The sequence below is a fragment of the Pseudomonas sp. ATCC PTA-122608 genome (assembly GCF_001952855.1).
In the GTDB taxonomy this organism is placed as follows: domain Bacteria; phylum Pseudomonadota; class Gammaproteobacteria; order Pseudomonadales; family Pseudomonadaceae; genus Aquipseudomonas.
On record NZ_LPNO01000003.1, the window covers coordinates 125,279 to 149,133 of the forward strand.

A 23,855-nucleotide genomic window follows, 5' to 3' on the forward strand; every position below is an offset into this window, starting at 1 on the left:
TATTTCCGCGCACAGTAAGCCGTTCAACTGTCAACACCAACACTGGACGTACGCACAGGTAAATAATCCACTCAGATCTTGCTGACGCTACTGCGCTAGGCAAGCGTTAGCACACTGAAACAACTGTTTCCTTAGCGGATTCCAGTGAACCACCTGCCCCCATAATTGACACATTGTCGAGCTCTCACCCTGCTAATCACAACTCTGTTTTTGTTGTATCAACATTAACCTTCAGTATCTTAAATCGACTGATTCGACCTTCATCGCGCGCCCAGTAATCCCTCAAAATCCGAAGCCTGAATTTCCGACGCCCCACTCAACATATCTCGCGCCAACGCCCGTCGTTTACTTAGCAACTCATCCAACGTTGCCTCAAACGTCGGCATCGCCGCATCCCGAACCGTTGGGTAGTACACGTACACATCCTTTACCTGCCCAATCCGATAGGCCCGGTCCGTCGCTTGATCTTCCTTGGCTGGGTTCCAGCAACGAGTGAAGTGAATAACGTGGTTGGCTGCCTGCACATTCACCCCAAACCCGACTGCGATAGTGGACAGGATGATTACTGCGAAGCCAGGCTGCTCTTGGAATTGGTCGATCAACTTCTGTCGACTATTGGCGCTCTGACTGCTGGTACTGGTATCGCCGTTAATGACGGTAGCCCGAAACCCGAAATGCTCTTGGATCGAGTGCTGCAATTCCCGTTGGATATCACGCAGCTCGGTAAAGACGATGACCTTGTCGCCGTTCCCAGCTTTATTGATCGACTCAAGCGTATGCATCAACCACTGCAGTTTTGGCGAATTGTCGCGCAGTCGCTTGTCGGGCTGGACGCTATACGGGTGGGCGCAAATGAGCTTGAGCTTGTGCAGCAACCCAAGCATGCCGGAGGTCTTTTGATCGAGCTGTTCTTCGATCTGCTGCTTCTGGCTGTACGCGGCTATTTCGGACAGGTACAGATTGCGCTGCAAGGCATGCATGCTCAGTGAACGGCATTCCGTGTCTTCAATTTTGGCAGGCAGGTCTTTGGCAATGTCCTGCTTGGTTCGGCGCAACGTCTGCGGATCGATAAGCCCACGCAGGCGCTCTAGTGCAGCCGTATCGCGCTCCAACGCGGCTTCGATTGGGCGCTGATACTCACGACCGAACTGGTTCAATCCCCCCAGAAAACCTGGCTGAATGAAGTCGAAGAGGCACCAGAGATCTATCAGGGTGTTCTCGACGGGCGTACCGGTGCACGCCACTCGAAATCTTGCAGGAATGGCCTTAATCGCCTGAGTTACCAGTGCCGCGGGATTCTTCAGCTTCTGTGCTTCATCGCACACGACGATCGACCACTGCTGGCGCGCCAGGGAAAACTCCTGATCGCGAAGTGTCTCGTAAGTCGTCAGGACGATTCGGGCGCCGCCCATCCAACCTGGGCGCAGCAAATTCTTGATGCCTTTGGCTTTCAAGTCCGCAGGGATTTCTTCCTTCTTGAACTTAACTGCGCTCAAGGCTGAGCCATACAACTTCAGCACTGGCAGCGCATCAGCGAAGAAGAACCGATGAAGCTCTCGCTCCCAGTTATCGAGCAACGAAACTGGTGCAACGATCAGTGTCGGTTTGTCCTCTGGGTACTTTTCCAGGTACCAGACCAGGAAGGTGAGCAACTGGATCGTTTTCCCCAGCCCCATGTCATCAGCGAGCAAGCAGCCAGATACGTCTGAGGGGGACAAACGGAACAAGTGCTGCAACCACGCGACGCCTTGAAGTTGGTGCTCACGCAAGACGACTTCAGGCTTGAGCAAGCTGGGCAACTCTGGCGTTGCGTCCAAAGCGCCGCGAAATGCTGCCTGGCGTATCTGAACGTAGGTCGGCTCGTCGATATTGTGGCCGATTTGCAGTACGGCGCGGCCAACCTTTTCCAGCGGCTGGACCAGGCAGCTCTCGACAGGGGCGATCTTCTTTGACCAGGCATCAAAAAGTTGCTCGGCAGCGGCAATCGAGAGCGGTGTTTCGGACTCTGGCAAACAGACCGTTTCATCACCAGCAGCGCGAGCTTCGTCCAGTCGCTGCTCAAACGCTTCAAATTGAGCTCGGTCGGAAGGATCCCAACGCCCAAGGATTTCTGCGTCAATGCCCAGTGCCGCCACATCCTTCGGCAACCAGTTCTCGGTCGCCTCTTTGACGAGGAAAGGCGAAGTAATTCTTTCCGCTTCCCCGATGCCAGTCACACGGTCGCCGTAAAGAGACAGGTCCAGGACTGAGTCGAACTCAATACCGGCCGCTTCGTTTTGCCAACGCTTAAGCAGGTCGCTGATACCTGCCAACTGGCGCAAATCAAAATCGCTGAGCTCCAGCTCATAGCCCTGCCAGAAACCAGCTGGCATTCCAGCGGCCAACTTCAGTTGCAGTTCATGCACGAACGGCGCGAGCTCATAGGCCGCTTTGAATTCAACTTCGATGGGCGCTTGCGGCGTTGGCGAGATCGGTTCGAGCGTCAGATTTACCTGCTCGATGCGCTGTCCCGCTTCATCCAGTTTGGGCTCCAGATGAAAGCGATGAAAGAAAATCCCAGCCTCGGCCAGGTCGTCTTCATAAGTCTCGGCATCCAACACTTGCGCGGCACTTTCGCCGAGTGCGCTGTAAGGGTTGCGGACGAAAGAAAGAGCATCGTCGCCTGCGACCCGACGCCCGGGCAACGAGCGCACGTAGTCCAATACAGATTTGACTTCGGGATCAATCAGGACGTGTGTCAGCGATCCATCATCACCAGTCACCCGATATCGATCCTGAACCTGATTGGCACCGTCGAAACTTTCAAGCCAGTTTGCCGGCTGGCCTTCGAAGCTTGGTTTCAGCTCGATAACAGGCGTATTACCTACTGTCGATTTTCGCGGGTTGAGTCGCAAGCTTTCAGGTTTGATAACGACGGTCTTATCCAAGAAGCTATCCATACCGGCACCAGCCTTGCGCGCCAACTTCCTAATGCTAGCCCAGCCAATCTGGTTAGTTACTTCACCCGGCTCATTTTGCTGAGCCAGATAAAGTTGCCGTACCGCACCGGTCAGTTTCCACGATGACTCAGGCAGAATTTCCATTGTTTCGTGGTACTGGACGATGGCCCCCGTACGCTGCACCTGCACATTTGCATTGGACTGCGGGTCACGCCATCCACTGACGGAGACTTTGAAGTCGTCGGAGGCAAGACTGCCCTGGCTGCTCAGTTGAGGGATGAGAGTTGTCTGTGGCGGTAACCCCAATAGCGGCAGACTTGTTAAGTGCTCTGGCTCATCTAGAAGCCGATAGAGCTCATCCCACGTCAGCAGCCAGCGATCGCTGAGTTGGGAGACGAACTCCTCTTCTTCCAACTGGTCCAGATAGCTTGCCAGCGGCCAGGACTCCGTATTTTCCGCCAAGCTCAAGGGATAACAAATGCCCTGCTCCTCAATGGAAAAAACAGGCTCAGTATTTTCTAACGCCGAATTCAGCTGCAGGCCAATGCCTTTTAGGAAACGCTTGAGCATTACTGTCTCCAGAACCGGAGTGGCTGGTGATTGACGGGCTTGAAGCCCAGGCATTGGAGCGCAGCAACAGCGGCCAGGTCGTTGTCATCGAGCTGGACCTGAAACGCACCGCCGCGCGCGCGCTGGTCATAGACTTTGTGTTTGACCGACTTCAGGGCGTCACGGACTTGGTCTTCGAAAGGCAATGGTTTGGCTGAACCTGGCGCTCCGGCCTGACTTTGCACACGAATATCCAATTTCTCGAGGGCATCATCGAATTTGCTGAGCCAGCCCTCTACGCGATTTGGGCGGCTAGGTGCAGGTGAATGCCGCATAGGATTGAAAGCACTTGCCTGCTTCAGATCTGCTTTAAGTGCAAGCTGAGATTTGTCCGGATTGAACGGTGAATTATCTGCTTTGTACACATAGCAGGCATTACCTGTTCCAGAAAACTCCACGAAAAAGTAGTTTCCAATCTGCATGACTACAGCATTATTGTGCCCGGGACCGCCTACCAACTTGCTCAAGCGCCCTTTGTTCTTCTCACGGAAATGAACGAAGTCCCGCCCACTGTCTTGCCAGGCGTCCGAGCCCATGACGATTCGGGTGTAGCTCATTTGGTTGGCAAATCTTAGCCAGTAATACAGGCGCGACTGATCAACCTCGGAGTCTCCCTTCAACAGGTTGAAGAAGTGCTCCAGATCTTCCTTCGCGAACCACGCAACGACCATTGCACAGACATCTTTTTCAACGTACTGCAGCCAGCTGTTTTGTCTGGAACGGATCTGAGGGCTACCCCAGTTGTCGAGGGCGACCTGTTTGAGCAGCGACGACGGTTTCTCTCGATACGCTGCCAAGTGATAACGCGACAGGCATGCACTCAGAATGTCGTTCATGTACCGCGGATGCTGCCGGCCGATGTCGACAAGTTCGGCTAAGCGCTGAGAAAACTCGGCGTCATCCAACATAAAAATACGAGAGATAAGTACGTTAAAGATCCTTCGCCACAGCCAACTGCTGTCAGGGATCTGCGCAATCGTCTGCAATGCCGAAAGGTCGCTGATCTCTCCCTTGAACATCTGGTCACCCAGCCTGGCACCTGCCTGCTCGGAAAAAAGCTCCTGATGCTGCTGGACGATATGCACCCATTCCTTCTCGCGTTTTTGCTGACCTCTGACGCATTCGAAGCCAAGCTGAACGTCTGCCCGCAACACACACCAATTGGCGTTCTGATCAGGCGTGGCGGCCTCGTACCCAAAGTAGCTAAAGCACAGCGCCAACCAATCTCGGCGGCTCAGTCTCCGTTTTTCAATGCGGTGATGGATTTCTTTATGCACTCGGTCAAAAAGCTGGTCATCATCCAGTATCGGTCCGACTCGCTCACTCTTGTCCGAGAGACCGGCAAAAACCAAACGCCATTCTGAGGCGTTGAGTGGGAGTACATTGCGGAATTTGTTTATCGCAGCGCGGCGCTTTTCCTGAGGTGGCGGCAAAGCTTTTTCAGCGCGTTCGAATCTTTCGTAAAGATCAATTCCCGCAGCACCCAGACGGGGGAATCGCGCCAACGGTTCAGGCGCCGGCCCCGTGCGATGTGCCAACAGACTCAGGTTAATAGCGGCGGAAAGCCTCGCGATTGGGCTAGTCATCGGCTCATCGCCAACTGACACTTTTCCATATCAGTGTTATTGAACACCGGTACCTCTGGCTTGAGGTTGTCCTCCTTTTCCTTCAAGCCAAAGAACTGCATGCGCAACTCCACTCGCCGGCTTTCTTCTTTGGTGTCCTTTGCATTGTTGAACGACACACCGCCCGCCAGGAAAATCGATCTGATTTGCTGTTGGTGCTCCGGCGACAATCCGACTTGGAGCGGACTGCGGCTATCGAGCAGGCTGCACATCACCCACTCTGAACGCTGCAGTGAAAGGTGCAGGTTATAAAGATAAGAGCCGTCGGTGTCTGTCGATCCCTCGATCACAACCTGTTTGAACCATTTTCGGCCTTCTTCACTGTTAGCCGCGTCCAGAATCATCGGCACAACCTCCTGAAGTGCCGACTGGCCATCGTTGCTCAGCGCGTACTGGTTATGCCCAAATCGGCCAGCATCGCCGAAGCTAATCCGATTGTCCTTACAGTCCACAACGATGGTTTTACTGGCAGTCTTCGCCTTAAGGCTCAGGTGCTCGCAGATCTGACTGATGTCCCTATTACGTTGCTTCTCTCCTTGCTCCGCTTGGTTAATACGCTGCGTCACAGAACTCAAAGCCGCCACCATGACCACCAGAAATAGAATCATCATCGCAGTCATCAAATCAGCGAAGGAGATCCAGAACGGCTTCTCTCCCTCGTCTTTTGAACGGACAACCGAAGGCATTTGCTTACCAAACATCGACTAGCCTCCGTTACTGCCTGATTCGTTCCATGATGTCGCCGAAGTCTTCGAGACTTTCCTTGACCCCTTCTACACCGCCAGCGAGGCTCTTGACTGCTTTATCGAGCTCGGCATCCAGACTACCCAGCGTTTGTCTCAAGGTCCGATCCATGCCATCACCGAACTCTTTAAAGCCGTTACCCAACACACCACTGATGTTTTCCAGGTATTCATAAACTTCACGGTTAAGCGCCTGCATTCGCTCGCTTTGAACCTTCAGGTCCTGGAGATACTGGCTGCGGCCGCTGGCCTCCCCTTGTGCGCTTGCGACAACCCCTTCGATGACCGCGAGAGTTTTCGCCAGCGCTTCACGATTGTTTCGATAGTCCGCAACCACAGTGTTCAACTCACGTGATGCCTGTGCAAGCTCAGTACCTGCGCCCTGGACTGTGCCCATCAGCCCCGCAGTCGACTCACTGGCACGCGCAACGCTTTGTCCGGCCGTTTCAAACCGCTCAGCCGCCGCCCGCATCTTGTCTGCGCCTAGCTGCATGCTCTGCAAATGCTGCTCTGTTTGGGCACTCAATGCCTTAACGGTGTCCTGTGCAGATTTCTGTTGCTCTGACACTGTTTGCAGCAACGCCTTGACCTGTTCGTCAAGACCGCCCACCAAGTCACGGGTGCCTTGATGCAGGTCAGCCTGTGCAGCGCGGGTGGTTTGATCCATCTGCTGCTGGCCGTGCTCCAATTGCTTGAAGACTGCCGAGAGTTGCTCACCCAGCACCTCAACGGAGCCCGCAATTTTCGCCATGGTTTCCTGTTGACCTTGGCCGATGTTCTGCTTGATCGACTCAACAAAAGCCTGGAGATTCTCAGCCATTGCCTGTTGGCGAGCCTCGCTTTGAGCAAACAACTTCTCCAACTGCTCGGCCATTCGAGCACCTGCCCCCTCCCCTTCGTTGCCGATACGGGCAACCGAAGCCTGGAGATTGGCGAGCATCTCGTTCATCCCCGCTTGCATGGCGTTCTGTCCGGCCTGCATATCGGAGAGTAACTGAGCGATCATAGTCGAGCTGTTTTGGGTCGAGGACTCGCTAGCCGAACGCATATCTTGGATCAGCGTCGAAAAGCCTTGCTGCATCGACTGCATTGCGGCAACGGACTGACCCATCAGTTCGTGTAGACCGTTGAACTGTTGGCCGAACGTACCTTCCAGCTTATTCATGAAGGCAACTAGAACATCCTGAAGAAGGTTCTGTACTTGCCCTGACTGGTCGCCACTTGCGGCCTGAACCGCACCCGCAATAGCTTCAAGGGGGGATTTGAGACTGTTCTCAATCGCACTGCTTACCTGATCGGCCAACAACTGCCCAGAGTCACGGTAAGTCGTTGACAAGGTATCCGCTAATTTGAGGCTTTCGCGGACTTGGGTATCAACGAGGTTCTGCAGCATTTCCCGCAGATCGGTTACCAGGCTGTCCTTGAGCTGACGGGTTTGCACGGAGCTTTCAGCACTCGAGCGCACAAGCTCCGCTAGATATTCCTCACCGACACCGCTGTCGAAAAGCCCGTCGATGGTTTCGTTGAACGCTTCAAGAAGCCTGTAGCATTGGCCCAGACGCCACTTTTCAGTAATCGTGACGGCTATAGAGGCCATGATTGAAATAAAGGAGCCGATGAACGCAAACAACACGTCCTTGAGCAGCTTATCGACGCTGGCATTTACCTGCTCAGGGGTGCTTGGATCAAAATGCTGTAGGCCTAGCATCAAGCCGAAGAAGGTTCCGACAATACCGATGCCGGTCAAAATACCAGGCAGGTGTTTATAAAACTCGGTTCCCAGCGGGGTATCAACCACGCTTTGAGGTGAGAAAAAATGCGCGGCTCCGGCGGTGGCGCGCGACCGGACAAGAACCTGTTCTCCTTCTTGAAACTCAAACTGGTCGTGCAGCGTTTCAGCGTATTCGTGCCAAGAGTGCTCCAGCTTACTTCCATTGAACAGTTGCTCCAATTCAGAGCGCCGTTGAGACGGGGCGAGCGCTTTCACACCGTGCACACGTTTAGTCAGTTTTTTCAGCTGACTGCTAAGTTTGAAGGATGGACAAAAATAACGGACAAAGTACCAAGCGCACAAAATGAAAACGAAGCCAACTACCGTTATTGGCGCGATCAGCTGCTCGGAGCTTGCTGCACCCCATAGATGCAACAGCGTCGAAAAATCCATACTTTCCGCCTTCAATTTAGCAATTTTTTGATGTTCGGGACGCTTGCAACAACCACATTGATGCGTCAATCGCCAATCCCGTTGGTGATCGATGACAGCACCTTGCTCGGCACGCGTTTTTCAGGGCACAACAAAGTCGGAAAGGAAGGGCGGTAGTTTCACTACGACTGATCAGGAACCTTCCGTGGACAAATGTTAGAAAATCATGTCCTTATGCCAGCACCTTAGCCTGAGCCTTGACCGTCGTAAAGCCGGACGCGATCAATGGATCCCTGATCTGAGAGATCCGATAGGCTTATCGGGTGTGTGCTCCGCGACCACTGTACAGAGACACCAAATCCCCTCCAGCCCCTCTGCAATTTAATCCGTGTCGAAACTTTGATTCTGCACAGCCAATTCGCGAACCATCAGCTCAATACGAGCGACATCTTCTGCATCGTTTGTTTGTGAGTACTGCTCGCGCAGCCTATTCACATCGGCCTGCACCGCGCGCAATCCGCCCCGCTCCTCGACAAAACTGATGCTATCAATTAAGAAGCCTGTCCAGCTCCGGTGCTGGTAAAGCTTGTTGTTCACAAAATAGCTAAACCATTTCTCTTCCATCGCAGACGGAATGTAACCTTTGCGGATCGCCTCAGCGTCCTTAGGCCCAAGATAGAAGTCCAGGGGCAAGGTCACAAAACGGTCCGGCATTTCCTCGGTCATCCAGTCTCCTTTGATGGCCCATCCGCTTGAGCCTCTTTGTTCAAACGCAATCACCCCTTTGTAATTGACCTCCAACCATCGCTGAGTGGCCTCGAGTATCTGCAGGTCACGCTGCCGGCCTACGTGGTTGGTGGTCATTTTTATCAACACCCATGCTTCTTCGTAGCTTGCCCAGCGAATGCTTTGGGTCTCTTGACTGGCCGAACCATGCCCGTGGTCGGAAATCATCAAGAAATATGCGTTGGTCGTGGTCCCACCCCTATAGACACCTGGTAGTACGCCTATAACCTTCGCATCGTGCCCAACCTCTCCGCGCACTCCACGACGAGCCGTTTGCTCCGGTTTCTCATCACCCTGGGGCCGCGTTTTGGCGAATGTCCAGACATACCCATCGTAATGATCGGCTGGCTCGCGCAGAAGAACCTGACCACCGGGGTTCAAGAGGATGCCGCCGTAAGCGGTGGCCTCAGGGATGACCCATGTCATGATTGCTCCTCGAGTTCTTTGAAGGTTTCATACAATTTGCTGGATCCTTCTATTCACATTGGCATCAATCGCCCAGAGCACTTTTTACATCCAAGTTCCAGCCCTTCATTGAGCTACGGTCAGCCCCGTGTTTGCGAATTTCCGCGCACATTAAGCCCCTGAGCCGCCGTCGCCAAGGCTGGACGTGCGCACAGGTAAACAATTCAAGCAGGCTTCCCTGACGACTCTGCGTCAGAATCGTAGGCTCGCTTACGCCGAGGCGTCTCCCGATGGCGAGGATTGGGTTGAGGAGTTGGAGCACGAGCGCATTTGCCGTACGCGACAGCAATATGGCACGCGCCGACTCGCCAGAGCGAGTGAAGGAATGAATCAAGCGCCAGCAATCGCTATCAGTAGCCGTTGGTTCCGCTCAACGGCGAAATCCGAAGTACAGCTGTGGAATTGAGCTTTGGTCGACGTAAAGGCAGGAATTTAAGAAGATTCACGAATGGTATTCCATAAGGTATTCCAATAGAAAATTTAACCGAAAATAATTAATAAAAATCAATACGATACAGAATCAATTCAGATTACCCCGGCCCACCAAATACAAAGCACCACCAAAACCCGCCTCGTGCGGGTTTTGCTGTTTCTGTGACCCTGTAAACACCCCGCCGAATGGGCCTTCGGATTTTTCCCGCAAGACATCGCGCCCTTGGTGAACTGGTGCTCATCAATCGACACGACTAGCCTTGAAACGTCGCTGCAAAATCAGCGACCGGGTTTAGCAGCTCGGTTAATATCAAGGCATGCAATGCCACCATCCGTTCAAGCGAGCATCTTGCGTCCGCTTGTCCACGTTATGGCGGCTGTGCGTGGGGCACTTTCGAGTGCGCTGGGTTCCTTGATTCCTGGTCTGCTAACCCGCGTACGGTCGCCACCCTTTTCGTTTAGCAGCGATGTCTGGCGACTCCACCAATCAAGGAGTTGCACTCATGAAAAAGAACAGTCCCAATCCTCCGAGCCCGGACCAATCCTGCACGGATATCTTCTGCATCGCTCAAGGCATCGACCCCGAAACCCTGCTCGTACAGGCCTGCGAAACCCTCGCCTCGCTAAACGCGCTCACTACTGACCTGGCTTTCGAACTTGACGGCGCCTTTCGCCATAAACTTCTGGCCACTCAACAATTGAGCGTCCTGGGCGAGTTGCTGGTAACGCGCGCACTCGACATTCTTGTGCCAACGGCAGACTCGAAAACGCAGGGAAGGACAGCGTCCGAGTATTAAAAATAGCGACCCAGCAGGAAATCGCCAAAAAGTAACCAAAGGGTGAGCCGGCTGTTTTCTTCGAAAATAAATCCGTCACCTTTTTCTATTGGGGATGGTTGTGATACTTCTCCATCCCATGCCCAGCGCAGCTCCACCCGAATTCGCCTCTATCAGACAACCGGAAGTCCGATATCTCATGTTCAAGCCCTGCTTATTCCTGGCCCTCGCCACGCTCTCCACGCTCGCCAACGCCGACCTCGGCGGGGTCTGGCAAGGCACGCTCGGCAAGACGCCGATCACCGCCTGTTTCAACTCCGCGCCCAATACCGGCGGGAGCTACTACTACCAGCGCTTCCTGACTCCGATCCAGCTCACCCAGGAAACACCCGATGCTCCCTGGGTCGAAGAAGGCAACAGCGGTGTTTGGCAATTGGAGACGCCACAGGGCGAATCCCTCAAGGGCGTCTGGAGCAAAACCAAGGGCGGCAATCCTCTGCCCCTGGCATTGCAGCGCGTGGCAACGCCGCCCGAAGGTTGTGCCAGCGATGCGTATAACGCTCCCATGGAAGCCGCGCCCCTACCGGTCAATACGCAGAAGCAATCCTTCGCCGGGCACAGCTACCAGCTAAAGACCCAAGGCGCCCAGGTGACGCTCAAGCTTGAGGGCGATAGCCCGGCGATTCAGAAGATCAACCGGCAGTTGGCGAGCCTGGCCGTCAGCGCCGATGGCCAAGCCGACTACTTCAGCGAACGACGGGAATACCTGGGACGCCATGGCGCGGTCTATACCAGCGAAATCATCGTCGAACCCACGTATTGGTCATCCCAGTGGATCACCGTCAGGTTTTACCGATGGGCCGCCGGCACGGGCGCCAGGGGTATCAGTTGGGGGCTGCATTCCTGGAACCTGCAAACCGGCGAGAGCGTTGACCCATGGACTTGGCTCGGCGGGCACCAGGAATGGTATGACGCTTACTCCGGCCATCTGAAACTGCCCGCCACATTCAGCGCATGGCTGGAGAAGCAAACCACCACCGATGAAGGTTGCCCGGCGATCACCAGTTACTCGAGCTTCGACCTGAGCTTCGACACTCAAGGCATGAAGCTGTCGACGCCGGCCAATGGCGACGGTTGCGACAATGACCTGAGCTTCACCTGGGAGCAGTTGGAGCCTGTTTTGTCGGCCAAGGGTAAAGCCGCACTGGCCAGCCTGAAGATGCCTTGAGTGCATAACCATCACGCGATGGTGCAGATGCTGATCGGCGGCGATCCTTTGCGCTGGCGTTTGCTGGACGTCGTCCGCTCCCTCGCCCTCCCCGACTGCTGGATCGGCGCCGGCTTCGTCCGTAACGCCGTGTGGGATCACCTGCACGGGCGCCCGCTATCGGCACCGTCGGGGGACGTCGACGTGCTGTGGTTTGACGCCTCCTGTACAGACCCCAACGAAGACCGCCGCCTCGAAGCCCTGTTACGCGCAGCAGAACCCTCCATCGACTGGTCGGTAAAGAACCAGGCCCGCATGCACCTGCGAAACGGCGATGCGCCCTATCGCGACGCCAGCGATGCCATGCGCCACTGGCCAGAAACAGCCACCGCAGTGGCCGTCAGAAGAACCGCTGAAGATTTTTGCGAAGTATCGGCACCACTAGGCCTGGAAGATTTATTCAATCTTCAACTCAGGCCGACGCACCGCTTCACCCAAGAGAAACACGCCATTTACCAACAACGCATCACCTCCAAACGCTGGCTAACCCGCTGGCCACTGCTGAAACAACCCTAACCCTACAAAAACCTCACATTCATTCACGAATTATTAAGAATCGCCCTCGTATACTCGCCGATCGCCCGGACTGTTCCCCCGAACAGCCCCCTGCCCCGGTAGCCAGAATCCATGACGCGTTCCGCTCCTTTGCTGCTCCTGCTTGCTGCGCTGTTGTTTTTCTTTGCCCTTGGCAATCACGAGTTGCAAGGCTCGACCGAGGCCCGTGTGGCCGGGATCGCCATGGCCATGCACTTGGATAACGATTGGGTGGTTCCGCGACTGTTCCGTGAACCCTTCCTGGAAAAACCGCCGCTGAGCCTGTGGCTCGACGCCGGGGCGATCCGGTTGTTTGGTGGTACCACTTGGGCAGTGCGCCTGGCGTCGGCGTTTGCCGGGCTGTTCAGTGTGATGCTGCTGTACGGGATGCTGCGCAAGTTTGGCCGGCCCAAAACGCTGGCGTTTGTCGCGGGGCTGATGCTGGCGACCATGGCCAGTTACTGGAGCAACGTGCGCGGTGTGGGTGAAGACTCGCTGCTCACCCTCGGGGTCACCATGGCCTTGCTGGCGTTCTATCAGGCCAACCGCCCCGAGTCGGAGCGCGACTGTTCCAACCTGGGCACCTGGTTGTTGTTCACCTTGGGGATGATCATCGCCACGCTGAGTAAAGGCGTTCTAGGCCTGGCCATGCCGGGCGTGGTGATCTTCGTCTATCTGGCCAGCACCAGCCTGATGGATAAACGATTCAAGCTCGGCGATTGGATCAAACCCGGGCTGTTCACGCTGCTGGCGCTGGTGCCGCTGATGATCTGGCTGGGTTTCCTGTACCAGCGCGACGGGCTGCAAGCGGTACGTGAAGTGCTGCTGACCAACAGCGTCGGGCGCTTCAGCGGTTCGTTTGTCGAAGCCGGTCACTACGAGCCGTTCTATTACTACATCGTCAAATTGCCCGAAGCCTTTTTGCCGTGGAATATCCTGGTGTACCTGGGGCTGTGGCACTTCCGTAAAAGCCTGGTGCGCAACCGCTACCGGCTGTTTTTCAGCCTATGGCTGGTGGCGCAGTTCACCCTGCTGACGCTCGCCTCCAGCAAGCGCACGGTTTACTTGATGGCATTGACGCCCGCCGCGGCAGTGCTGGCCGCCGAGTATGGCGGTGTCCTGCTGGGCTGGCTGAAAAGTCGCGGGCAGGTTTCCAACATCGCCGAACACGTTTATGAGCATCGCCGTGGCCTGGTGGGCGGCTTTTTCACCGTCGTGGTTGCCTGCTACCTGATTGCCGCTTTCTGGTTCGCTCCCAAGGCCGATGTGCGTCAGTCGTTTGTGCCGGTGATCAGCCAGATCCAGGCCATGCAGGCGCAAGGCAAAGAGGTGGTGCTGTACCAGGCGAACGAACGAATCGCCGGCGCCGGGGTGTTTTACATGCAGGGTTATTTGACGATCCTGCAGACGCCGGAGGAGCTCAAGCGCTACCTCGCGGCCAAGCCCGGCAACGTGGCATTGGTGGACAATACTGACCGGCTGAACGTACCGGTGACGGTGGTCAAGGAAATGGCGATCAACCGTCAGCCGTACTATTTCGTCGAGCAGTGATGAAAGAGGTGTGGAGTACGAGTAACTAACTACCGCCATCCACACCGCAAGACTGCGCACCCTCAGGGCTCAATCAACCCTGAGGACCGGCCATGCCCGCCCAGCCCCCTGAAACAACATCGCTAACCCCCGAACAACTGAACAACTACCTGCTGCAAATCGGTCATCGTTTGCAGGTTTTCCCCAATGGCCAAGCGCCCTCAGCGCAGTCCTCTGCCGAGTTGCTGGCGGTGCAGGTGCTGCACGCAGCGCTGGCAGAGGAAAGCCGCTGGGTCCTGCAGAACGCACAAGTGCATTACACCCTGCCCCGCGACTGGGTGATCCAGGGCGAGCCGGGCCTGCTGAACCGCACGCGCATCAGCCTGGCATTGCACAAGAAGTTGGCCGCCCTGGAAATCGAACGGCGGCCCAACGGCCATTTGCGCAAGAACTGGATACTCGACAGCCACCAGCAGATGCTGGAAGCCGAAGTCAAATTGAAGGTTGCCGATCGCCTGCTCAACCCCGGTGACCAACAGTTGGTGATGAACATCGTCAGCGGCCCCGAGCTTCGTCCGGGGATCCATCGCCTGACCTTTCGCTACCGTCAACAAACCATCGAGTTCGCCGGGGCGTTTGTCCTCACCCGCAGCCAGGCAGCGGTCACCCACCTGGAGACGGAAGACGGCGATGTGGTGCTGTTCACCCCCTCCAGAGGCCTGGAAGCCTTCACCTCGCTCAAGCATCTGGACCGCACGTTGCGAGAGCGCATGGACCAGGCGGCCTGGCGCCAGGAGCTGTTGCAACACCTGCCGCGCCGCCACCAGCATCTGCATACCGCCAGTATCTGGCCCCTGGTGCTGAGCCCTGTCGACAGCGTACCGCTGAACGAACACACCTACAGCGCCCTGCAGGACAAACAGCGCCAGGACATCGCGTTTGCCCTTGGCCTGGACGGTCACCCAGCGCCGACAGACGTCGCCCAAATGGCTCTCGAACTGGACCGGGCGCTGCGCAATTCACCGTGGCACCTGACGTCTCGCCTGGAGTTGCGCGCGCAGCAGTTGCTCGAAAAACTGCTGCTCCAATCCGCCCCCGACTGGTACCGCAGCGCCAGCGAGGCACAGCGCAGCACCCTCGCCGCGCACTTGCGCACCTATGAACATCTCAGCCTGCAAGTCCTTGCGCGGCTAGGCCCGGCGGCCTCGCCCGAAGCGATGGCGCGTGTGCAATTGCTTGAGCACCTGGATGAAGACCTGGATATCCAGGGCCTGATCCCCGAGCAGCTGCAAATCAGCACTGAGCGCACCCTGAAGTCAGGCAACTCGTACCGTCAGTACAACAACCTGGTGCAACTGGCGGTACGTGGCTTGCACCGTGGAGATGAACACGCCGACTCCGCGTTTCTCAAACACACCCAACTGACCTACGCCCAGCAGTCACTACCGCCCGAGTTCCAGGACATAACACCTGCCTACCTGGCCGACCTGCTGGCCAGGGTACAGCCGAGCCTCAACTTCGCCGAAGAACAAAAGCGGGCCCATAGTTTCCCCGCGGTGCAGGAAGCCATGCAGCAAATGCTCGACAGCCGTCTGCACGCGCTGGCCTACTGTGCATCGTTGCAAAACCACATCAGTGCTGACGACTACGTACTGCTCCAGACTCTGAGTGAAGGCCCCTCACTCACACTCACCGCCTGCTGCCTGTTCCTGCACAAGGCACCGCTCAAAGACCTCTGGGCCCTGCGCCAGACCGATGCAACGGGCGCTGTAAAACGCTTGCTGCTGTGCACGCCTCACGCGCCTCGCGCCGAACAGTTCCAGGCCTTTGGCAGCGAGCGGGAATTGCAGGCGCATATCCTCGGCTGGAGCCAGGAGGTGACGTCCGCTCCAGGCTCGCGCAGCATGAAAGACTACCTGCTTGAACAAGTGGTAAGCCGGATCCGGCCCAAATACAGCGCGATGCTTTCCGCTTTGGGTTTTATCCCGGCCAACCGCGATTACTTGATGATCAGTTTCGGCGCGCCCTCCACCTATGAGGCCTGCCTGGTGGAAATGAGCACCACGACGCTGGCCATGCAGGCCGATGAATACCTGCATCAGATGCCCAATTGGCTGAGCCAGGCTTCAGCGGCTGACCGACAGAAACTCGCCGACCTCAAGGAACAGGCGCTGGGCGCTGCACAGGCCTACGGCGCAAGCCCGGGTAGCCCGCAACAGTTTCCCGACTTCGACCGTTACTTGCACAAGGCGGCAAAAACCGCACTCAACCAACTGCTGGGTAATCCGACCCCCGCGGTAGACCCAAACCTGGTGGGCGTAATCACCCCGCGCGAACGCGTCAGCTACACCACGCTGTACCGCAATGGTTATGACGCGAGCCTGGGTTTTATCAACCCTGACGCCAGCACCACCGCACAGTTCAAGGGACCGCCCGGCGTCGACCTGAGTCGACTCACCGCGCAAACGGTGAGCAACTCGGTAAGGGGCATCTGGGTCGGCGATCGTTACGTCGCCGAGGTCGAGAAAACCCTGCTGGACCCGCAACATGCCAGCTATGGCTGGCACCGTGGGATGGCCCTGGAAGTCACCCAATTGCACATGCGAGTCGCCGCGCTGGAGTGTTGCCTGCAAGGCTACCTGGCATCGGCCGACCTGGTCTGGCTGGAAAAGAGCATCGACAGTCTGGCCGACAACAGCAATGCCGTGCGCAACCTGTATCGCCTTTACCCACTCCACATCAGCGGCCAAGTGATCTATGGCTGCTACCTGTTCCACCACGCCAACAACCTGCCCTTGCTCTACACCCCCAACGCGCCCGACGGTATCGCCTTCAGGCCGCAACGGGAGTTCAACGAGCGCCTGAAAAACCTTGAGGGCATGGATACCTACTACATCAGCCGGGTTGCCAGCGTTGAACGCGCGGCGTTCGAACCCAAGTTGCAAGCATTGGTGACCGGCCTGCCAGCACAGCTCAAGGGGGTTTACTCCAAGCCCGTATTCGACGAAGTGCCCCGCACCGCACTGCCACTCAAAGACCTGCATTATCACAGCTACGACAAGCCACTGCGCCATCGCATCGATGAAGTCAAAAACACCACGTCCGGGCGCCTGCAGATGATCATGGAACTGGTCAGCGTCATCGGTGAAATCACCATTGCCGTGCTCACCGCTCCCTTCCCGGCCCTGAGCCTGGCCTTGGGCGGCTTGCTGGTGTTCAAGGATTCAATGCTCGCGCTGCATGCCTATAGCCGCAACCAGACTGCCGTCGCACTGGGCCACTACCTGGGAGCGCTGCTCAATGCCGGCGGGGCGTTGTTGACCGACCTGCGGCCACTGTTGTTCGCGCCCACCCGGCTCATCCGCCCGCCGCTGCGCCATATCGCTCGTGCCCCCAAGGAGCAGCAGGCAATCACCCTGATCAAGCAACTGCAACCGCAATCCCCGGTACCTCAGGGCATGCAGCCCGTGCTGTTGGGCGGCGCCAACTTATGGGCCTCACATACCCCGGACAGCCTGGGACGATTCCTGCTGTTTCGCTATGACACCACCAGCGGGCAGCTGCGCTCCACTGGCAAGCTGGTGAGCCACACAGCAGACGGCCAGTGGCAGCGCTCTGGTGTCATCGGTGGCATGCCAGGCCCTGAAAGGCTCGGGCAGCCCTACGAGTTGTCGGAAAAATATCGCACGAACGTAGCGGCCGTCATCGCCCCCGAAGACAGGTCGGCGCTGTTCTTGCAGATCGCCTTCCTGGATCGTGACCTTAATACCCACAGCATCTGGATCTCGCGCCGGCAACTCGACCCGGCACTCAGGCAACACCTGGACAACGTCAAGGCGCTGACGGATGACGCCGACGCTTTTTTTGCTCGTTTGCCGGCCGTGGTTCCCCGGGCCGAAACCTTGAACCCCGCGCCAGACATTGCGGTGCGCGACCTGCTCAAGCTGCTGATCGATGACGCGCACAACCTGGTGGTGGGCGAGGCACCGTTTTCCACCGTAGCTAAACAGGTGCTGATCGAAAACATGCAGTACCTGCGCGAACTCGACGTGACGGTCCTCTATATCGAACCGCTGTGGCGCGACATTCATCATCTGAAAACCCACTCACGGTTTTCCAGTGGCTTCTCCAAACGGGCCGAGGGCCAGCTCAAATCCATCGACAAGGAAAATTACCGCGACCCCGAAGGGTTGCACGGCCACTGGATGCTGGTAAAAACCGCGCAACAGCACGGGATTGAGGTCCGGTCGTTGAATGCCTCTAGCTCCTACGACCTGGAAAACACCCTGTGCCTGGTTGATTCACGCCCGGCCCCGATTCGCTCCACCCGCCTGACCAACTTTTACTCCCACACGATCATTAACGACGACCAAACCAAAAAGCCGGGCGAACGCTGGATAGCATTGGTTGATCAAAAACGCATGAGCACCTATCGCGGTACGCCGGGCCTGGCCGACCTGCAAAAGAGCATTGCCCTGCGGGTCGATGATGCCTTCGAGCAACCTACCCAAGTCATTGCGGATGTGGCGGGCGGCATTCCGGGTGATGTATTGGCCAAGGCTGATCTGAAGCTGTCTTTGAGCAGCGCCGGCCGGGTCGCCGCACCCGCGCAGCGCCCAGGGCCCTGGGTGGAACGCTCGCACTCGTTACGGCCAACCCGCCCTCTTCCTGCCGAAGCGCCGCGCCACTTCAGCACCTTTGACCTGCCACAGGAACACCTGAGCCTGATCAGCGATGAAATCACCCTGCCAATGGGCACGCGTGACGCGCTCTTCGCTACTGCCTACCGGGAGACCGCCAGCAGCCGTCGAGCAGCGCAAACCACTTTCGACCAGACCCGCACAAAACTTCGGGCCCAGGCCCAGGCGTTTTTTACCGAACACACACCGCCTGCGCGGGTGGTAGTCCCCCCGGTCGAAGCCGCTCTGGATGAGGCGAGGTTTATCGACCAACTGCTGGACATTGCCGATGGCCTGGTGGTCGGCGAAGCGCACTCCAGTACGTCAAGTAAAGGCTTCCTTAGCCGGCACATGGAATACCTGAAAGGCCAGCGCGAGGTAAAAACCCTGTACATGGAGCAACTCACCACCGAGTTGCATCAGGCCGATCTGGATATCGTCCACAGCCTGGGCTTTATGCCAGATGAGCTGTGGAGCTACCTCAACGCATTGGACAAAGGCCACGGCGTACCGGCCGACAACCCCTATAGCTTTGTCAGCCTGGTACAGGTGGCGATGAAACATAACGTTCGGATCCGTGCACTCGATTGTGTCGCCAGTTTGCGGGTGGACGGCATGACCGCCTCCAGAACATCAATGTTCAACTACTTCGCGACCCAGGTGATACGCGCCGACCAGCTTCAACACGGGCCACACAAGTGGGTTGCACTGGTCGGTGAGACGCATCTCAACACTCATCGTGGCGTACCGGGCATTGCCGACCTCAACAAGGGTATCAGCGTACTACTGGACGACGTGCCTCCAGGCTCGGCCACAGGTTTTTTGCGCGAACCCGCAGCAGTGCTGGCAATGACACGCGAGCAGCAATGGCCATTGGTGCGCTACGACTTCAAGAAAAACGTCGAAGTCGCCGGTGCGCCATTGCCGCAACCTGTCGTGCCCGCGTTAACGCTCAGCCTCGAACAACGCCTGCGGCGCAAAGGCGATTACCTGCTTCAGCGCACGCTGGACGACGGGTTGGAGATGGTTCATAAAAACCGCGACGGCGTCCTGGTCCACACTGCGTTGCAGCAGGACGCCAGGGGTCACTTCGTCAATCGCTGGAACCTGGATGACCGCCGCTTCATCAGCAGGGAAGCGTTGATCGACATCATCACAACCATCAAAAAAATGCGCCAAGTCCAATGACCCTCGTACCGCCCTCTGCATGAGGGCGGCGCGACCGCTCGTCGCTCACGGTCCATAAATCTTCCCCTCACGAAAAAACCGTTTCAGCTCTCGCCAGGGCTGCCGATACCTCCTGACTACCCATCGGCTGGTCGCTACTTCCAGCAACCGGATGTACCCGCAAATCTGTTCCTGGAGGAATGCGATGAATAGTTGGTTCGGCAACATCAGCGTCAACATGAAACTGGGCCTGGGCTTCGGCCTGGTACTGGTACTCACCTCGATCCTCGCGCTCACCGGCTGGACCAGCCTGGGCGGCCTGATCGACCGCAGCAACTGGATGAGCGACATCACCCAGCTCAACGCTTCGCTGACCAAACTGCGAATCGTGCGCCTGCAATACATGTTGGCCAACGGCGACGAAGCCGTGGCGCAAAACGTGCAGACCAACCTTGACGGTTTTGTCGCCCAGCAACAGAAGCTGCTGGACAGCTTCAAGAGCCCGGACAACCTCAAGCTGCTCAACGAGCAAAAAGCGATCATCACCGCTTACCAGCAGTCCTTGAACAAAATGCGCGAGGCCTACCGCAACGGTAACGCCGCGCGCCAGGTCATGGGTGACAAGGCTGACATCGCCAACGCGCAGATCAGTGCCCTGGACTCCAGCGTGCGCCAGATGCCTGAGAGCACCGAACGCTTCGCTCAGTTCGAGGCCGTGAACTCCGCCAAGGAACAGTTCCAGTTGGCCCGCTACGAAGTGCGCGGCTACACCGGCAACGTCAACGCCGAGACTGAAGCCCGTGCCGCCGCGCAGATCGAGAAAGCCATCGACGGTTTGAAAGGCCTGCATGCGGTGTTCGGCGCCAGCCAACAGACCGCCCTGAGCTCACTGGAAACCGCCCTCGGCGCCTATCGCAGCGCCGTCCAGAACTACAAGGCAGCCAACGCCAACATCGTCTCGGCCCGGGCAGAAATGACTATCCAGGGCACCGACATCGTCACCATCAGCGACAAGCTGTACGACATCCAACTGCAACGCCGCGACGCCGAAAGCGCCCAGGCCCGCAGCCTGCAACTGATCAGCACATTGCTGGCATTGCTGGTGGGTATCGTGGCTGCCGTGATCATCACCCGCCAGATCACCCGCCCATTGCGCGAGACCCTCGCCGTGGTGGAGCGCATCGCTTCCGGCGACCTTAGCCACAACATCCAGGTGACCCGCCGCGACGAACTCGGCGTGTTGCAACAAGGCATCCAGCGCATGGGCACCACCCTGCGTGAATTGATCAGCGGCATCCGCGACGGCGTGACCCAGATCGCCGCTGCCGCCGAAGAGCTGTCGGCCGTGACCGAACAGACCAGCGCCGGGGTCAACAGCCAGAAGATCGAGACGGATCAAGTGGCCACCGCCATGCACGAGATGACCGCTACCGTGCAGGAAGTCGCCCGTAACGCCGAACAAGCGTCCCAGGCTGCCTCGGCCGCCGACGGCGAAGCCCGCGCCGGTGACAAGGTGGTGGCCGAAGCCATCGCCCAGATCGAGCGTTTGGCAGCCGAAGTGGCGCGCTCCACCGACGCCATGACGCACCTGCAACAAGAGAGCAACAAGATCGGCAGCGTGATGGACGTGATCAAGGCCGTGGCCGAACAGACCAACCTGCTGGCACTCAACGCCGCCATCGAAGCGGCTCGTGCCGGTGAAGCCGGTCGGGGTTTTGCCGTGGTCGCCGACGAAGTCCGTGGCCTGGCCCAGCGCACCCAGAAATCCACCGAAGAAATCGAAGGCCTGGTGGCCGGTTTGCAGAACGGCACCCAGCAAGTGGCTGCCGTGATGAACAACAGCCGCAGCCTCACCGACAGCAGCGTCGAACTGACGCGCAAGGCCGGTGTATCACTGGAAAACATCACACGTACGGTGTCGAACATCCAGTCGATGAACCAGCAGATTGCCGCAGCCGCCGAACAGCAGAGTGCCGTGGCGGAAGAGATCAGCCGCAGTATCGTGAACGTGCGGGACGTGTCGGAGCAGACCGCAGCGGCCAGCGATGAAACGGCCAAGTCGAGTGTGGAACTGGCGCGTTTGGGCGGGCAGTTGCAGCAGATGGTCAGCCATTTCCGGGTGTAAACACACCTTCAACGCAAGCACCCTCATACTGTGGCGAGGGAGCTTGCTCCCGTTGGGCCGCGAAGCGGCTCCAGCCCAAACAACCGAGACCGTTCAGGTAAACCCGGCGCCTGGTTTTGGGGCTGCTGCGCAGCCCAACGGGAGCAAGCTCCCTCGCCACATTAGAACGGGTTTAAACCGCTACTTCCTCAACAAACACCAACCGGTTCCCCGACGGGTCGCTGATGCTCATCTCGCGGCTGCCCCATGGCGTGTCTTCAATCCCCGGCTTGGCATTGCGGTAATTCTTGGCCAGCAATTGTTGCTGGTACGCTTCCAGCCCTTGAGCCTGAATCCGCACCGCCGCACCCGGCGTGCAGTCGCCATGGTGCTCGGACAGGTGCAGTACGCATTCCCCCAGCGACACCTGCAGGTACAGCGGAAAGTTGTCTTCAAACCGGTGCTGCCAATCGACCTTGAACCCCAGGAAGTCGACGTAGAACTCCAGTGTCCTGGCCTCGTCGAAACTGCGCAAAATGGGGGTGACTTTTCCTAAGTGCATGGCGATTGCTCCGTGTTTGAGAGCGGCCACTATACGGCCGCAAACCCCTTACGCAAATCCCCGTTTCGCGCCAGGAACCGTCCGGGCCGCTGTCCGTTGGCCTGCCCGTCGCTGTAGCTCAGCACGCCATTGACCCACACTCCGTCAATCCCTTCCGCCGCGCGCTGCGGCTCCTTGAAGTCCGCCACATCCCGCACCCGCAACGGGTCAAACAGCACCAGGTCCGCCCAATGCCCTTCACGGATCTCACCGCGCTCGGCCAGGCCAAAGCGCGCCGCCGACAAACCGGTCATCTTGTGCACGGCGGTGTGCAGCGGGAACAAGCCAAGGTCTCGACTGAAATGCCCGAGCAACCGTGGAAACGCGCCCCACAAACGCGGATGAGGGAACGGGTCTTCCGGCAAACCATCCGAACCGATCATCGACAGTGGATGCGCCAGGATGCGCTGCACGTCGGTCTCATCCATCCCGTAATACACCGCCCCGGCGGGTTGCAGGCGGCGGGCGGCGTCCATCAGCGGCACCGCCCACTCGGCGGCGATGTCGTGCAAATCCCGCCCGCCCATTTCCGGATGCGGCGTGGACCAGGTGATGGTGATGCGAAACGCGTCGGTAACCTGCTTCAGATCCAGGGTCGATGAACTGGCCGCATAGGGATAGCAATCGCAACCCACCGGATGAGTCTTCGCCGCGTGCTCCAGCGAAGCCAATAACTGCGGACTGCGTCCCCAGTTACCGGCGCCCGCGCACTTGAGGTGAGAAATAATCACCGGCGCCTTGGCATGCCGGCCAATCTGAAACGCCTCGTCCATGGCCTCCAGCACCGGTTCGAACTCGCTGCGCAAATGGGTGGTGTACACCGCGCCGAACGCCGTGAGTTCTTCACTCAGTTGCAGCACTTCATCGGTCTCGGCGTTGAAGGCGCTGGCGTAGGCAAGCCCAGTGGATAACCCAAGGGCACCGTCCGCAAGACTCTCCTGCAACTGCACGCGCATCGCGGCGATTTCATCGGGAGTGGCGGTGCGGTGCAGCTCGTCCATATGGTTGCTGCGCAGCGCCGTGTGGCCGATCAGCGCCGCCACGTTGACCGCCGGATGGGCACTTTCCACCGCCGCGCGGTAATCGGCAAACCGCGGATAGGCGAAGGCCTCGCGCTTGCCCAGCAGGTTCATCGGGTCCGGCGGATCGGCCCGCAGGCTGACCGGCGAAGCGCTGATGCCGCAGTTGCCGACGATCACCGTGGTCACGCCCTGGCTCAGCTTTGGCAGCATCTGCGGGTGACGGATCACTACCGTGTCGTCGTGGGTGTGCACGTCGATAAACCCCGGCGCCAATACGCGCCCGGTGGCGTCGATTTCATGCTCGGCGCTGTCCCGGGACAGGTCGCCGATCTTCTCGATACGGCCCTCGTGCACGGCCACATCGGCGACATAGCCGGGGGTGTTGCTGCCATCAATGATCAGCGCCTGGCGGATCAACGTGTGGTACTTCATT

Annotated in this window: 12 protein-coding genes and 2 pseudogenes; 7 read left to right on the top strand and 7 right to left on the bottom strand. The window is 57.9% G+C overall.

The annotated features are described in order from the left end of the window. Window positions 1–260 precede the first annotated feature (260 nt). The 5 genes from zorD to AU074_RS32740 all read right to left on the bottom strand — a co-directional run bounded on the left by zorD (window position 261) and on the right by AU074_RS32740 (window position 9,271). Window positions 261–3,509: a type I Zorya anti-phage system protein ZorD gene (gene zorD / locus AU074_RS05140; RefSeq protein WP_076013796.1), complete on the bottom strand. Its 3,249-nt coding sequence runs from the start codon at window positions 3,507–3,509 to the stop codon at window positions 261–263. Beyond that, window positions 3,509–5,134, bottom strand: coding sequence for a type I Zorya anti-phage system protein ZorC (gene zorC, locus AU074_RS05145; protein WP_076013797.1), 1,626 nt, complete (start codon window positions 5,132–5,134; stop codon window positions 3,509–3,511). The genes zorD and zorC overlap by 1 nt, the downstream gene beginning before the upstream one ends. Next, window positions 5,131–5,874 (bottom strand): type I Zorya anti-phage system protein ZorB1, encoded by a 744-nt coding sequence (gene zorB1 / locus AU074_RS05150; protein ID WP_056741006.1) that lies wholly within the window; start codon window positions 5,872–5,874, stop codon window positions 5,131–5,133. Before zorB1 ends, zorC begins: the two co-directional genes overlap by 4 nt. Window positions 5,875–5,887: 13 nt before the next feature. After that, window positions 5,888–8,080, bottom strand: coding sequence for a type I Zorya anti-phage system protein ZorA1 (gene zorA1 / locus AU074_RS05155; RefSeq protein WP_047579510.1), 2,193 nt, complete (start codon window positions 8,078–8,080; stop codon window positions 5,888–5,890). A 360-nt stretch (window positions 8,081–8,440) separates the two neighbouring features. Next, on the bottom strand, window positions 8,441–9,271 hold the full coding sequence (locus AU074_RS32740; RefSeq protein WP_083676636.1) for an NUDIX hydrolase: 831 nt from the start codon (window positions 9,269–9,271) through the stop codon (window positions 8,441–8,443). A 974-nt stretch (window positions 9,272–10,245) separates the two neighbouring features. On the opposite strand from AU074_RS32740, the gene AU074_RS05170 reads away from it, so the two are divergent. The 7 genes and pseudogenes from AU074_RS05170 to AU074_RS34785 all read left to right on the top strand — a co-directional run. Then, window positions 10,246–10,539 carry a DUF6124 family protein gene (locus tag AU074_RS05170; protein WP_076013798.1) on the top strand — a complete coding sequence of 98 codons (294 nt, stop codon included), beginning with the start codon at window positions 10,246–10,248 and terminating at the stop codon, window positions 10,537–10,539. 178 nt (window positions 10,540–10,717) lie between these two features. Further along, window positions 10,718–11,746, top strand: a complete 1,029-nt coding sequence (locus AU074_RS05175; protein ID WP_076013799.1) for a hypothetical protein — start codon at window positions 10,718–10,720, stop codon at window positions 11,744–11,746. 18 nt (window positions 11,747–11,764) lie between these two features. After that, window positions 11,765–12,301, top strand: a complete 537-nt coding sequence (locus tag AU074_RS05180; RefSeq protein ID WP_076013800.1) for a nucleotidyltransferase family protein — start codon at window positions 11,765–11,767, stop codon at window positions 12,299–12,301. Window positions 12,302–12,412: 111 nt separating this feature from the next. Then, the gene (locus AU074_RS05185) at window positions 12,413–13,870 is read left to right on the top strand and encodes a glycosyltransferase family 39 protein (protein WP_076013801.1); all 1,458 of its coding nucleotides are present in this window, start codon (window positions 12,413–12,415) and stop codon (window positions 13,868–13,870) included. Window positions 13,871–13,962: 92 nt separating this feature from the next. Continuing rightward, a complete protein-coding gene (locus AU074_RS05190) occupies window positions 13,963–19,716 on the top strand; it encodes a membrane-targeted effector domain-containing toxin (protein ID WP_076013802.1) in 5,754 nt (1,917 codons plus the stop codon). A 217-nt stretch (window positions 19,717–19,933) separates the two neighbouring features. Beyond that, window positions 19,934–20,965: pseudogene (locus AU074_RS34780) on the top strand (methyl-accepting chemotaxis protein); the annotation flags it as partial. A 258-nt stretch (window positions 20,966–21,223) separates the two neighbouring features. Then, window positions 21,224–21,820 (top strand): annotated as a pseudogene (locus tag AU074_RS34785) (methyl-accepting chemotaxis protein); the annotation flags it as partial. A gap of 172 nt (window positions 21,821–21,992) precedes the next feature. On the opposite strand, the gene AU074_RS05200 reads toward AU074_RS34785, so the two are convergent. Together AU074_RS05200 and AU074_RS05205 are read right to left on the bottom strand one after the other, a co-directional pair. Next, on the bottom strand, window positions 21,993–22,361 hold the full coding sequence (locus AU074_RS05200) for a glyoxalase superfamily protein (protein WP_010174227.1): 369 nt from the start codon (window positions 22,359–22,361) through the stop codon (window positions 21,993–21,995). Window positions 22,362–22,390: 29 nt separating this feature from the next. Further along, entirely contained in the window at window positions 22,391–23,854 is a 1,464-nt protein-coding gene (locus AU074_RS05205) for an amidohydrolase family protein (RefSeq protein WP_076013804.1), read from the bottom strand. Window position 23,855: the final 1 nt, after the last annotated feature.